At 59.7% G+C, this 13,861-nt stretch carries 7 protein-coding genes; 3 read left to right on the forward strand and 4 right to left on the reverse strand.

Translation table 11 applies throughout. The features are described from left to right. Positions 1–11: 11 nt before the first annotated feature. Entirely contained in the window at positions 12–1,475 is a 1,464-nt protein-coding gene (locus AC3IUF_RS20365) for a glyceraldehyde-3-phosphate dehydrogenase (RefSeq protein WP_007910488.1), read from the reverse strand. Between the two features lie 354 nt (positions 1,476–1,829). On the opposite strand from AC3IUF_RS20365, the gene mfd reads away from it, so the two are divergent. Genes mfd through AC3IUF_RS20380 form a run of 3 tightly spaced genes read left to right on the forward strand, consistent with a single transcriptional unit; the run spans position 1,830 to position 8,558 of the window. After that, positions 1,830–5,279, forward strand: a complete 3,450-nt coding sequence (gene mfd / locus AC3IUF_RS20370; protein WP_007910487.1) for a transcription-repair coupling factor — start codon at positions 1,830–1,832, stop codon at positions 5,277–5,279. A gap of 10 nt (positions 5,280–5,289) precedes the next feature. Continuing rightward, entirely contained in the window at positions 5,290–5,856 is a 567-nt protein-coding gene (locus AC3IUF_RS20375; protein WP_095114304.1) for a CsiV family protein, read from the forward strand. A gap of 11 nt (positions 5,857–5,867) precedes the next feature. Then, entirely contained in the window at positions 5,868–8,558 is a 2,691-nt protein-coding gene (locus tag AC3IUF_RS20380; protein ID WP_463543449.1) for a DEAD/DEAH box helicase, read from the forward strand. Between the two features lie 148 nt (positions 8,559–8,706). Here AC3IUF_RS20380 and AC3IUF_RS20385 read toward each other — a convergent pair whose 3' ends face one another. The 3 genes from AC3IUF_RS20385 to nagZ are packed head-to-tail and all read right to left on the reverse strand — an operon-like array spanning position 8,707 to position 13,770. Further along, positions 8,707–12,000, reverse strand: coding sequence for a DEAD/DEAH box helicase (locus AC3IUF_RS20385; RefSeq protein WP_489279150.1), 3,294 nt, complete (start codon positions 11,998–12,000; stop codon positions 8,707–8,709). Positions 12,001–12,009: 9 nt separating this feature from the next. Then, positions 12,010–12,747 (reverse strand): S-methyl-5'-thioinosine phosphorylase, encoded by a 738-nt coding sequence (locus AC3IUF_RS20390; RefSeq protein WP_007910483.1) that lies wholly within the window; start codon positions 12,745–12,747, stop codon positions 12,010–12,012. Positions 12,748–12,759: 12 nt separating this feature from the next. After that, on the reverse strand, positions 12,760–13,770 hold the full coding sequence (gene nagZ, locus AC3IUF_RS20395) for a beta-N-acetylhexosaminidase (RefSeq protein WP_007910482.1): 1,011 nt from the start codon (positions 13,768–13,770) through the stop codon (positions 12,760–12,762). Positions 13,771–13,861 lie beyond the last annotated feature (91 nt).

Raw genomic sequence — 13,861 nt, forward strand, 5'->3', positions numbered from 1 at the left:
GCAGCTATCGCTTAGCGCGGGAACGCTGGCGGGTTTACACCAGCCATGTCTTCCATCACGCGGATAACCTGGCAGCTGTAACCGAACTCGTTGTCGTACCAGACGTACAGAACAACGCGGTTGTCCTGAACGATGGTCGCTTCAGCGTCGACCACACCGGCGTGGCGCGAGCCCACGAAGTCGGTCGAAACCACTTCCTGCGAGTTAACGAAGTCGATTTGCTTGTGCAGATCGGAGTGCAGCGCCATGTAGCGCAGGTACTCGTTCATTTCTTCACGGGTGGCGGCTTTCTCAAGGTTGAGGTTGAGAATGGCCATCGATACGTTCGGCGTCGGAACACGGATCGCGTTACCGGTCAGCTTGCCGGCCAGCTCAGGCAGGGCCTTGGCAGCAGCGGTGGCAGCACCGGTCTCGGTGATGACCATGTTCAGCGCGGCGCTACGACCACGGCGATCGCCCTTGTGGAAGTTGTCGATCAGGTTCTGGTCGTTGGTGTACGAGTGAACGGTTTCGACGTGACCATTGATGATGCCGAACTTGTCATTCACAGCCTTCAGCACCGGCACGATGGCGTTGGTGGTGCAGGAAGCGGCAGAGACGATCTTGTCATCAGCGGTGATTTCACCGTGATTGATGCCGTGAACGATGTTCTTCAGCTTGCCCTTGCCAGGCGCGGTCAGAACAACGCGATCGATACCCGGGCACTGCAAATGCTGGCCCAGGCCATCAGCGTCACGCCATACACCGGTGTTGTCCACCAGCAGCGCGTCTTTGATGCCGTACTGGGTGTAATCCACCTCGGTCGGGTTCTTCGCGTAGATCACCTGGATCAGGTTACCGTTGGCGGTGATGGTGTTGTTTTCTTCGTCGATGGTAATGGTGCCGTTGAACGAACCGTGTACCGAATCGCGACGCAGCAGGCTGGCGCGCTTGGTCAGGTCGTTGTCGGCGCCTTTGCGCACGACGATGGCACGCAGACGCAGACCGTCGCCACCACCGGTTTTCTCGATCAGGATGCGCGCCAGCAGACGGCCGATACGACCGAAGCCGTACAGCACAACGTCAGTGCCTTTACGTGCGGAAGCGTTTTGCTGGCCAACCACGTCAGCCATTTCTTCACGAACGAATTGCTCGGCGCTGCGGCCGTTGCCTTCGTTGCGGAATTTGAACGCCAACTTGCCCAGATCTACCGAAGCCGCGCCGAGCTTGAGCTCGCTCATGGCTTTGAGCAGTGGGAATGTTTCGTGGACGGAGAGTTCGCTGTCGTCGGAAGAACGGTGGCGCGCAAAGCGGTGAGCTTTGAGAATCGCGATGACAGACTGGTTGATCAGGCTGCGGCCATAGATCGAGCTCACCACGTTGTTATTGCGGTAGAGCTGACCGATTAGCGGAATCATCGCTTCTGCGAGTGCTTCACGGTCGATCCATTCACCAAGACACTGGTCGGGCTTCTGAGTCACGGTAACCTTCCACATGTAGGGGCAGAAAAAAGGGGCTACATTATGCCGCCCACAACCTCATTCAGCAATGCGCGCTTGTCGCGAAATCGGTAACAAAATTCCTTTCAAAAAAATCACACCTCGCGCCAGCCCAGTAAATACGCGGCTTCCAGCGCTGTCAATTTTTCGACGACTGTTAGACGATGTCTGTAACCCTCCGTAACACCAACCACTTTTGGCACTACATAATCGCTAAAAAAGCGCTGGTTTTTATGGTTACCACTACATTTCTCGCAAACATCGAAGATAGACGTAGTCTGCAACTGACAGGCGACACCGGACGCCGCTACAATTACCGACTTTGTCGCAAAGCCTGGAGCTCAACCTTCCGTGCCCGTTCTGCGTCTACCGCAACTCCCTGCCGAGGCAGGTAAACAGCATTGGGGCAATTTGCCCGGCGCTGCCCTCAGCCTGGCGATTGCCGAGGCTGCCAGCGCTGCCAAGCGCTTCACCCTGCTACTGACCGCCGACAGCCAAAGTGCTGAACGACTGGAACAGGAGCTGAGTTTCTTCGCCCCGGATTTGCCCGTGCTGCATTTCCCCGACTGGGAAACCCTGCCCTACGACCTGTTCTCGCCGCACCAGGACATCATTTCCCAGCGCATCGCCAGCCTCTATAGGCTGCCGGAACTGGCGCATGGCGTGCTGGTGGTGCCGATCACCACAGCGTTGCACCGCTTGGCGCCGACCAAATTCCTGCTTGGCAGCAGCCTGGTGCTGGATGTCGGGCAGAAACTCGATGTCGAACAAATGCGTTCGCGGCTCGAAGCCAGCGGCTATCGTTACGTCGACACGGTGTATGAGCACGGCGAGTTCACCGTGCGCGGTGCGTTGATCGACCTGTTCCCGATGGGCAGCAAACTGCCGTATCGCATCGACTTGTTCGACGATGAAATCGAAACCCTGCGCACCTTCGATCCGGAAAACCAGCGCTCCATCGACAAGGTCGAGTCGGTCAAGCTGCTGCCGGCCCGTGAGTTTCCGCTGCAAAAAGACGCGGTCACCCGTTTCAAGGCGCGCTTTCGCGAGCGCTTCGACGTCGACTTCCGGCGCTGCCCGATCTTTCAGGATCTGAGCAGCGGGATTACCCCGGCCGGTATCGAGTATTACCTGCCGCTGTTCTTCGACGAAACCTCGACGCTGTTCGACTACCTGCCGCAGGACACGCAAGTGTTCTCCCTGCCGGGCATCGAGCAAGCGGCGGAAAACTTCTGGAACGACGTGCGCAATCGTTATGAAGAGCGCCGCGTCGATCCATCGCGTCCTTTATTGCCACCGGCGGAATTGTTCCTGCCGGTGGAAGATTGTTTCGCCCGCCTGAAGAGTTGGCCGCGCGTGGTCGCCAGCCAACAGGATGTAGAAGGCGGTGCAGGTCGCGAGCGCTTCCCGGCACAAGCACTGCCGAATCTGGCGATCGAAGCCAAAGCCACACAACCGCTGGCGGCGCTGTCGGCATTTCTCGATGAATTCCCCGGTCGCGTGCTGTTCACCGCAGAGTCCGCCGGCCGTCGCGAAGTGCTGCTGGAGTTGCTTGAGCGCCTGAAGCTGCGACCGAAAACCGTCGACAGCTGGCCAGACTTCGTCGCGAGCAAGGATCGTCTGGCGATCACCATTGCCCCGCTCGACGAAGGCCTGATGCTCGACGATCCGGCGCTGGCATTGGTCGCGGAAAGTCCGCTGTTCGGCCAACGCGTGATGCAGCGTCGCCGCCGCGAGAAGCGTGCCGACGGCAATAACGATGCGGTGATCAAAAACCTCACCGAGCTGCGCGAAGGCGCGCCGGTGGTGCACATCGATCACGGTGTCGGCCGTTATCTGGGCCTGACGATTCTGGAAATCGACAATCAGGCTGCCGAATTCCTTACCCTCGAATATGCCGAGAACGCCAAGCTTTACGTGCCGGTAGCCAACCTGCATTTGATTGCACGCTACACCGGCAGCGACGATGCGCTGGCCCCGCTGCACCGCCTCGGCTCCGAGACCTGGCAGAAGGCCAAACGCAAAGCTGCCGAACAGGTGCGTGACGTCGCCGCCGAACTGCTCGACATCTATGCCCGTCGCGCCGCTCGCGAAGGCTACGCGTTCGCCGACCCGAAAGCCGATTACGCGACGTTCAGCGCCGGTTTCCCGTTCGAAGAAACCCCGGATCAACAATCGACCATCGAAGCCGTGCGCGAAGACATGCTCGCGCCGAAACCGATGGATCGCCTGGTCTGCGGCGACGTTGGCTTCGGTAAGACCGAAGTGGCAATGCGTGCGGCATTCATCGCCGTGCACGGCGGTCGCCAAGTGGCAATTCTGGTGCCGACCACCCTGCTCGCTCAGCAGCACTACAACAGCTTCCGCGACCGCTTCGCCGATTGGCCGGTGACCGTAGAAGTGATGAGCCGCTTCAAGTCGGCCAAGGAAGTCAACGCGGCGATCGCCGACCTCGCGGAAGGCAAGATCGACATCGTCATCGGCACGCACAAACTGCTGTCCGACGACGTAAAAATCAAAAACCTCGGGCTGGTGATCATCGACGAAGAGCACCGCTTCGGTGTGCGTCAGAAAGAACAGCTCAAGGCCCTGCGCAGCGAAGTCGACATTCTTACGCTGACCGCCACACCGATTCCGCGCACGCTGAACATGGCGGTGTCGGGCATGCGCGACCTGTCGATCATCGCCACGCCGCCGGCGCGACGCCTGTCGGTGCGCACCTTCGTCATGGAGCAGAACAAGAGCACGGTCAAAGAGGCCCTGCTCCGCGAACTGTTGCGTGGCGGCCAGGTTTACTACTTGCACAACGATGTGAAAACCATCGAGAAGTGCGCCGCCGACCTCGCCGAACTGGTGCCGGAAGCACGCATCGGCATCGGTCACGGACAGATGCGCGAGCGCGAACTCGAACAGGTGATGAGCGACTTTTATCACAAGCGTTTCAATGTGCTGATCGCCTCGACCATCATCGAAACCGGTATCGACGTGCCGAGCGCCAACACCATCATCATCGAGCGCGCCGACAAGTTCGGTCTGGCGCAACTGCACCAGTTACGCGGTCGCGTTGGCCGTAGTCACCACCAGGCTTACGCGTACCTGCTGACGCCGCCGCGCCAGCAAATCACTTCGGACGCGGAAAAGCGTCTGGAAGCGATTGCCAATACTCAGGATCTCGGCGCCGGTTTCGTCCTGGCCACCAACGACCTGGAAATCCGTGGCGCCGGCGAACTGCTCGGCGATGGCCAGAGCGGGCAGATTCAGGCCGTGGGCTTCACGCTGTATATGGAGATGCTTGAACGTGCGGTGAAATCGATCCGCAAGGGCGAACAACCGAACCTCGATCAACCCCTCGGCGGTGGCCCGGAAGTCAATCTGCGGGTGCCGGCGCTGATTCCGGAAGACTATCTACCGGACGTTCACGCTCGCCTGATTCTGTACAAGCGCATTGCTTCGGCGACCGACGAGGAAGGCTTGAAGGATCTGCAAGTCGAGATGATCGACCGTTTTGGCCTGCTGCCGGAACCGACCAAGAATCTGGTGCGCATCACCGCGTTGAAGTTGCAGGCCGAGCAATTGGGCATCAAAAAAGTCGATGGCGGTCCGCAAGGTGGACGTATCGAGTTCGAAGCGCAGACGCCGGTCGATCCGATGACGCTGATCAAGCTGATCCAGAGCCAGCCAAAACGCTACAAATTCGAAGGCGCCACGATGTTCAAGTTCCAGGTGCCGATGGAACGCCCGGAAGAGCGCTTTAATACTGTAGAGGCGCTGTTTGAGCGCCTCCTCCCGAAATCTGTTTGAAGGACGCCCAATGCGCCTGTTTCGTTCGCTGACTTTGCTGCTCACCTTGGTAGCACCCTCGGTTTTCGCCGATGACCTGTATCAGGTCGAAATGATTCTGGTGCGCCAGAACGCCGTACCGGCCATCGTCAGCCGCGCCGCGCCGGAAGACTGGGCCGCTGGCGCCCAGCGCTTGGGCGACGACAGCAAGCGCACGCCTGCGCTGAATGACGTTGTCAGCAAGCTTACCGCCAGCGGCGACTACAGCGTGTTGATGCACAAGGCCTGGCAGCAAACCCTTGGCGAAGCACCGGCAAAAGTTGCGGTCAGCGACGGTCAGGAACAGTTCGGTCAGTTCCCGATCGAGGGCACGCTGGAAATGAAACTGGGGCGTTTCACCGACGTGAGCGCCGATTTCTGGGTCAACCAGATCGACAGCAACGGCATGGTCACAGCCAGCGAACGCCTGAAACAGGACAGCCACACCAAGAACGGCCAACTCAACTATCTCGACAACGGCCATCTGGCCCTGCTGATCAAGATCACTTCCCTGACCGCACCTGCGCCACGGGAAGCGCCTGAAGCGATTCCGGACTGATCGAAGTCCTTATGAACCCGCCGCTGAGTAAACCGTTGGCGCCCTCCTGGGTCAGCCGATTCAAGGAACAGAGCCTGGAACGTGGCCGACGCTACGCCCTGGAAAATCGAGTACGCATCGCCCAGGTCGGCGATGCAACGATCACCGCCAGTTGCGAAGGCTCTGGCGGTAACGTTTACCGTCAGACCATTCACCTGCGCGAGTCAGCCAAAGGCACCTTGCTGCTGGTCGATGCCGGCTGCACCTGCCCCGTTCGCAGCAACTGCAAACACTGCGCAGCGGTACTGCTGAAAGTGCAGGAAACCCTTGATTACCCCGCCGCTGCGAAAGACGCCGAGCTGTTGGAGAAACTTCAAGCCGTGCTGGAGAATCGTGGCCCGAAAGCACCGCCGCAAGTGCTGGTCGATAATGTTCAGCCGCTGCCGCGCCTGTGGCTGGCCAGCGTCGAATTCAGCGCTTTCGAACCACGCAACGGCAAGATGCAGCGTTATATTCAGCATCGCGCGGCGCTGTCGTTCAGCTATCTCGACGAATACGTCAGCGGGCAGAAGAACAGCGACATTCTGATCCGTCAGGAAACCCAGACGCTGCGGATAAAACGTCACCCGGAAGTCGAACAGTCCTACCGCGAACAGTTAAGAATCCTCGGCTTTCGTATCGCCACTCGCCAGAGCAAAGCGCTACCGGAGAGCGCGGGCGAGCTGTACGAAATGGTCAACGACAGCGCCTGGCTGACGTTCACCCTTAACGATCTGCCGAAACTGCGAACGCAGGGCTGGGAATTGCAGATCGATGAAGAGTTCGGCTTTGACCTGACCGCTGTGGATGACTGGTACGCCACGGTCGAGCAGGCGCCGGAGCGTGACTGGTTTGATCTGGAGTTGGGGATCATCGTCAACGGTGAGCGCCTGAGCCTGCTACCGATCCTGCTCAATCTGATGCGCTCGCATGCGGAGATTCTCAATCCCGAACGCCTTGCGCGCCGCCGCGATGACGAGCTGATTCTGGTCAACGTCCCACAACGCAACATTGAGCACGGGCCACTGCAGGTGGCGTTGCCGCTAGGCCGGCTGAAACCTGTGCTGATGACGCTCGGCGAGTTCTATTTGCAGGAGCCGGGCGAAACCACCCTGCGCCTGAGCAAGGCGGACGCTACGCGACTCAACTCGCTGGAAGGCATTCCGCTACTGTGGGAAGGCGGCGAGCAGATCCGCACGTTCGCTCAACGTCTGCGCGACATTCGTGATTTCAGCGTTGAAGCGCCGAAAGGCTTGAATGCGACGCTGCGCCCGTATCAGCTTGAAGGCTTGAGCTGGATGCAATCGCTGCGACAACTGGAAGTCGGCGGGATTCTCGCGGACGACATGGGTTTGGGTAAAACCCTACAGACCCTGGCGCATATTCTCAGCGAGAAAAACGCCGGGCGTCTCGATCGACCATGCATGGTGGTGATGCCGACCAGCCTGATTCCAAACTGGCTGGATGAGGCGGCGCACTTCACCCCGCAACTGAAAGTAGTCGCGCTGTACGGCGCCACTCGCAAGAAGCATTTTGACAACCTGGGTGACTTCGACCTGATCCTCACCACCTACGCGCTGCTGCCCAAGGACGTCGAACGGCTGGCCAAGCAGCCGCTGCACGTATTGGTGCTGGATGAAGCGCAGTACATCAAAAATCCGAACAGCAAAGCCGCTCAAGCCGCGCGCGAGCTTAATGCACGTCAGCGCTTGTGCTTGAGTGGTACGCCGCTGGAAAACCACCTGGGCGAGTTGTGGTCACTGTTTCACTTCCTGTTGCCGGGCTGGCTTGGCGACGTGAAAAGCTTCAACGCCGATTACCGCGTGCCGATTGAAAAGCGCGGCAGTGAAGTCAGACTTCAGCACCTCAACGGTCGGATAAAACCGTTTCTGCTGCGCCGCACCAAGGAACAAGTGGCCACCGAGTTGCCGCCGAAAACCGAGATCATCCACTGGGTCGATCTCAACGAAGCGCAGCGCGATGTGTATGAAACCATGCGCCTGGCAATGGACAAGAAAGTCCGCGACGAGATCACCCGCAAAGGCGTGGCGCGCAGCCAGATCATCATTCTGGAGGCGCTGCTCAAGCTGCGTCAGGTTTGCTGCGATCTGCGCCTGGTCAACGACGCCACCCTGCCCGCTCGCGGCAGCACCTCCGGCAAGCTCGACAGCTTGATGGAAATGCTCGAAGAACTGTTCGAGGAAGGCCGGCGGATCCTGCTGTTTTCGCAATTCACCTCGATGCTGTCATTGATCGAAGACGAGCTGAAAAAACGTAACGTTTCCTACGCGCTGTTGACCGGCCAGACCCGCGATCGACGGACGCCGGTGAAGGAATTCCAGAGTGGCAAGCGTCAGATCTTTCTGATCAGCCTGAAGGCTGGCGGTGTCGGCTTGAACCTGACGGAAGCGGACACGGTGATTCACTACGACCCGTGGTGGAACCCGGCGACCGAAAATCAGGCGACGGATCGTGCGTACCGGATTGGTCAGGAAAAGCCGGTGTTCGTTTACAAGATGATTGCCCGGGGTACGGTGGAGGAGAAGATTCAGCACCTGCAGAAGGAAAAGTCCGACTTGGCGGCGGGCGTGCTGGATGGGCGCAAGGCCGGGGACTGGAAGTTGCAGAGTGATGATATCGAAGCGTTGTTTGCGCCGCTGCCGGACAAGCTCGACAAGCGTTGAGATTTGCGTAGCCGGTTAGATAGCTATCGCTGGCAAGCCAGCTCTCACAGGTATCGAGTTGGAACACAGTTTTGTGTACGACTCAAAACCCTGTGGGAGCTGGCTTGCCAGCGATGGGGCCATCAGATATTGCTCTATTACTTAGGGCTCAGCCCTTGGCAACAGGCAACGGCGCAAACAGCGCCTCAATGTCACTCTGCTCCAGCTTCCAGCCACCCGTCGTCCCGCCTTCAAGCACCGCCCCGGCCAACGCTGCTTTCTCCTGCTGCAGCGCCTGTATTTTTTCCTCTACTGTGCCGCGAGCGATCAGCTTGTAAACGAATACCGGATTGTTTTGCCCGATTCGATAGGCACGATCGGTGGCCTGATTCTCCACTGCCGGATTCCACCAAGGGTCGAAATGGATCACCGTGTCCGCAGCGGTCAGGTTCAAACCGGTACCCCCGGCCTTCAGACTGATCAGAAACAGCGGCACCTTACCGCCCTGAAAGTCCTTCACTGGCGTGCGCCGATCCGTGGTGTCGCCGGTCAACAACGAATAGGCAATGTCACGTTGCTGCAATTCTTCCTCGATCAAGGCAAGCATTGAGGTGAACTGCGAGAACAGCAGGATCCTGCGACCTTCGCCGAGCAGTTCTTCGAGCATCTCCATCAAGCTGACCAGCTTGCCACTGCCGGAGCGCAGTGCCTTCGCCGTCAGCGGCATCTTGATCAGACGCAAGTCGCAACAGACCTGCCGCAGCTTGAGCAAGGCATCAAGAATGATGATCTGACTGCGCGCCACGCCACTGCGGGCAATTTCGTCGCGGACTTTTTTGTCCATCGCCACGCGCACCGTTTCATAGACGTCGCGTTGGCCGTCGCTGAGATCAACCCAATGGACAATCTCGGTTTTCGGCGGCAACTCGGTGGCCACCTGATCCTTTTTGCGGCGCAGCAAAAACGGCTTGATGCGCGCTGTCAGGTGCTGCATGCGCTGAACATTGCCGTGCTTCTCGATTGGCGTGCGGTAATCGCGATTGAAGGACTTGCTGTCGCCAAGCCAACCGGGCATGAGGAAATGAAACTGCGACCAAAGCTCGCCCAAGTGGTTTTCCAATGGCGTGCCGCTCAGGCACAAGCGCTGGCGGGCCTGCAAGTCGCGTGCGGCCTGCGCGGCTTTGCTGATCGGGTTTTTGATGTTCTGCGCTTCGTCGAGAATCAATACGCTCCACAGCTGCGGCTGCAATGTCTCCAAATCCCTTGGCAGCAACGCGTAAGTGGTCAGTATCAGATCGTACTCAGCCAGATCAGCGAAATCCTTTTGCCGCCCCGAGCCGTGCAGCGCCAATACTTTCAACTGGGGGGTGAAACGCTCGGCCTCGTCGAGCCAGTTGGGAATCAGGCTGGTCGGCATCACCGCCAGAGCCGGACAATCAAGGCGACCGGCGTGTTTTTCCGTGAGCAGATGCGCCAGGGTTTGCAGCGTTTTGCCCAGCCCCATGTCATCGCCCAGAATGCCGCCGACCTCAAGCTCGCGCAGGGTTTGCATCCAGTTCAGGCCTTCGAGCTGATACGGGCGCAGTTGCGCGTTAAGGCCGGCCGGCGCAGCGACCTGGGTGTGACTGGAATTCTGCAAGCGCTTGGCGAAGGTGCGCAGCCGCTCGCCCCCCAGCCAATCCAGCGGCACGCCATCGAGCATACTCAAGCGCGCGGCATCCGGGACACTCAAACGCAGTGCATCGCCCTGATGGCCGCCCAGGTACAACTCGCCCAGCGTGGCCATCAGCGGCTTGACCCGACTCAGCGGCAGCGCGACCTTGGCGCCCGAAGAGTCACCAAAGCCGCTGGGCTTCAGTTCGATCAAGAGCTTTTCGTCATCGCTGCGCTGTGCCAGATTGACCGGGTCAAGCAAGCGCGGCTGGGTGCGCAACAAGTGCAGAAGGATTGGTAGCAAACTATAGCGCTGGCCATTGACGACGATACCCAACTGCAAATCAAACCACTGATGCCCGGCCTCTTCTTCGACCTCAGCGTACCAATGCTCAACCGGTTGCACATTGAAATGAAAGCCGGGACTCATCTCCACTTCCCAGTTCGAGGCGCGCAACGTGGCAAGCCCTTCGTGCATAAACCCCAGCCAGGCGGAATCATCCGGCAACGTGAACATCTCACCAGGACGATCCAGCGAGCTCTTGCGCGTGGCTTTCTTGAAGCCGAGCTTTTGCAGGATCTGGCGCAGTTTCTTTTCCACCGCCGGCTGGCGTTGAATGCGCTGGGTTTCGGTACCGTTGAGGATCATCACTTCCGGGTTGCGATCCACCGTCGGCTGGCCGTTGTAGGTAAACACCAGGGCAGCGCGGTGCTCCAGAACGTATTCCCAGCGCGAGCGCTCCCGACCGCTGACGAGAGTCAGTTGTGGCTGCGGTAATACGTCGTCGATGATTCGTTCGGTCAGTTGGTGTGGCGGCGGGATTCTCGTCGCGGCGCTCATGCGATGGCTGAACTGCATGGCCTGACGCGCCGGAATGTCCGGCGCCAGAGTCAAATGGCTGGCCAGTTTTTCTTCCAGTTCATTGAACAGAGGGCCAATCTGCCGCTGTTCACGATCCAGGTAATAAAGCGGCTCCAGCGCCAGCACAGTTTCCTGCGCAGCCTCGGCACTGCTCCACTGCGCGCGGAAACCGCCGTCGGCCTGCTCGGCCCAGGCGAACTGGCCGATGCGCTTCGCGCCCGGCACCAACGGTCGCAGATCCTCGAAATCGAGGAACAGCCGCGAGGTACGCAGGAGCATTTCCAGCAGTTCGGCGCCGCTGCTGCCTTCCAGCGGATAGCCGCTGTAATAGGCGTGGTGAGAGTGCATGGCAACCAGCAGCCTGGCGACACGCAGATCCAGCTCGGACAGGTAGCCGGGCTGACGCATGAGCATTTCCGCCAGCGAATACATCGGTTTGACTTCGCGTAACTCGCCGCTCTTGAGCTGGGAAACCTTGAAAATATCGAGCAGCCACTTGCCGCTCACAGGCGTTGGCTTGAGTTTGTAAAACAGGCGCGTGCCTGCGGTTTGCGCGCCTTCTTCGGCAGGCTTGGCCGGAACGGGGATGGTCGAAAGCCAATGTTCCAGCGCCCGCCCCAACGGGATCTGTGCGTCACTTTCAGACGCTTCATGATCACTGCCCTGCAGGTGATAGAGCACCGCAGCGCAGTGTTTGCAGTCGATTGAGACAGGACAGGTGCACAGGCAACGCAAGTTGACAGAACCCAGCCGATCTTCGGACAGGTAAATGGTTTGTTCATACGCCTGATTTTCCGAACCGACGCAGAACGCCTCAATCTTTCTGTCATCGATTTCGATGATCTCTACCCGATCATCAGCGGCATAAGCCCGGGCCTTGGCCAGCGCGCCGCTAGTGAATGCCCGGGGCCAGGCCAACGACTTAAGCCGTTCGATGAGAATGCTCATGGGCAGTCCTTAGCCAGCCAGCACCCGCGCCAACGCCGATTTCACCTTACCCATGCCGTCATGCAGCGCCTGCTCGATCTCGGCCATGGTGATCACTTCCGTGGTCTTGCCCGCCGCCGGATTCACCACCAGCGCCAGACAGGCGTAATCCAGATCCAGCTCGCGGGCCAGTGCGGCTTCCGGCATGCCGGTCATGCCGACGATGTCGCAGCCATCACGTTCCAGACGCACGATCTCGGCGACCGTTTCCAGACGCGGGCCTTGGGTGCAGGCGTATACGCCTTGATCGCTGTACTCGCAGCCCTCGGCAGCTACCGCGGCAATCAATTGCTGACGCAGCGGCTCGCTGTAAGGAAAGCTGAAGTCGATGTGGGTGACATGCTCCAGATCATCGGCGAAAAAGGTGTGCTCGCGCCCGCTGGTGTAGTCGACGATCTGGTGTGGCACGCAGAAATGTCCTGTGCCCATGGCCGAATGAATCCCGCCCACGGCGTTCACCGCGATGATCGCTTCGGCCCCGGCCTGCTTCAGCGCCCACAGGTTGGCGCGGTAGTTGACCTTATGCGGCGGGAAGCGATGCGGGTGACCGTGACGGGCGAGAAACAGCACTTCCTTGCCGGCGTATTCGCCAATCTGCACGTCGGCCGACGGCGCGCCGTAGGGCGTGTCCACTGCCAGCGATTGGCGAATGGTCAGGCCTTCGAGTTGGGTCAGGCCGGTGCCACCGATGATTGCGTAAACCGTCATAGCGAAAAATCCTTAATCGATCAGTTGAGCGTCTTTGAGCGCGCCAATGGCGGTGAGCCAGCGCGGATCCTGACGGTAGTCGGTGCTGGCGAAGGCCTGACCGCGCATGCGGGCGATTCGGGCCGATGGCTTGACCTTCATACGTTGTGCGGCGCTCAGGGCCAGTTCGGCAGCGGCGCGGTCGTTGCACACCAGGCCCATGTCGCAGCCGGCAGTCAGTGCGGCTTCGATGCGACTGGCGGCGTCGCCGACCACGTGGGCACCGGCCATCGACAGATCGTCGCTGAAGATCACGCCGTCGAACTGCAATTCGCCGCGCAGAATGTCCTGCAACCAGCGCCGGGAGAATCCGGCTGGCTGCGAATCCACCTGCGGATAGATGACGTGCGCCGGCATGATCGCGGCCAGTTGTTTGCTCAGCTTGGCGAACGGCACGAGGTCGTTGGCGCGGATTTCGTCGAGGCTGCGCTCGTCATTCGGAATCGCCACGTGGGAATCGGCTTCAGCCCAGCCATGACCGGGGAAGTGCTTGCCAGTAGCGGCCATGCCAGCGCTGTTCATGCCGCGAATGAATGCGCCGGCGAGTAACGCGGCGCGCTCAGGATCGCCTTCGAACGAACGGGTGCCGACCACGGCGCTGCGCTGGTAATCCAGATCGAGCACCGGGGCGAAACTCAGGTCGAGACCGACCGCCAGCACTTCGGTAGCCATGATCCAGCCACATTGCTCGGCGAGGTATTCAGCATTCGGGTTGTCGGCGATCGCGCGCATGGCCGGCAGCCGCACGAAGCCCTGACGCAGACGCTGCACGCGACCGCCCTCCTGATCCACTGCCAGCAAAAGATCCGGGCGAATTGCGCGAATCGACGCACTCAGCTCACGCACTTGGCGCGGATGCTCGATGTTGCGCGCGAAAATGATCAGGCCGCCCACTTCGGGCTGACGCAACAATTGGCGATCTTCGGCCGTCAGCCAGGTACCGGCGACGTCCACCATCAACGAGCCTTGCAGGCCAGCAGTCATAGAGATTCCTTGAAAACGAAAAACCCGATCCGCAACAAATCGCTACCGTGAGCCATGCTCGGCAGGTCGGCAATTTCTATGGATTTCGGGT

The sequence above is a fragment of the Pseudomonas sp. KH_040 genome, from assembly GCF_057839305.1.

Excerpts from the sequence above, each read along its gene's own strand:
- AC3IUF_RS20385 (WP_489279150.1), bottom strand. The coding sequence starts at position 12,000 with ATGAGCATTCTCATCGAACGGCTTAAGTCGTTGGCCTGGCCCCGGGCA.
- nagZ (WP_007910482.1), bottom strand. The coding sequence starts at position 13,770 with ATGACTGCTGGCCTGCAAGGCTCGTTGATGGTGGACGTCGCCGGTACC.
- AC3IUF_RS20390 (WP_007910483.1), bottom strand. The coding sequence starts at position 12,747 with ATGACGGTTTACGCAATCATCGGTGGCACCGGCCTGACCCAACTCGAA.
- AC3IUF_RS20375 (WP_095114304.1), top strand. The coding sequence starts at position 5,290 with ATGCGCCTGTTTCGTTCGCTGACTTTGCTGCTCACCTTGGTAGCACCC.
- AC3IUF_RS20365 (WP_007910488.1), bottom strand. The coding sequence starts at position 1,475 with ATGTGGAAGGTTACCGTGACTCAGAAGCCCGACCAGTGTCTTGGTGAA.
- AC3IUF_RS20380 (WP_463543449.1), top strand. The coding sequence starts at position 5,868 with ATGAACCCGCCGCTGAGTAAACCGTTGGCGCCCTCCTGGGTCAGCCGA.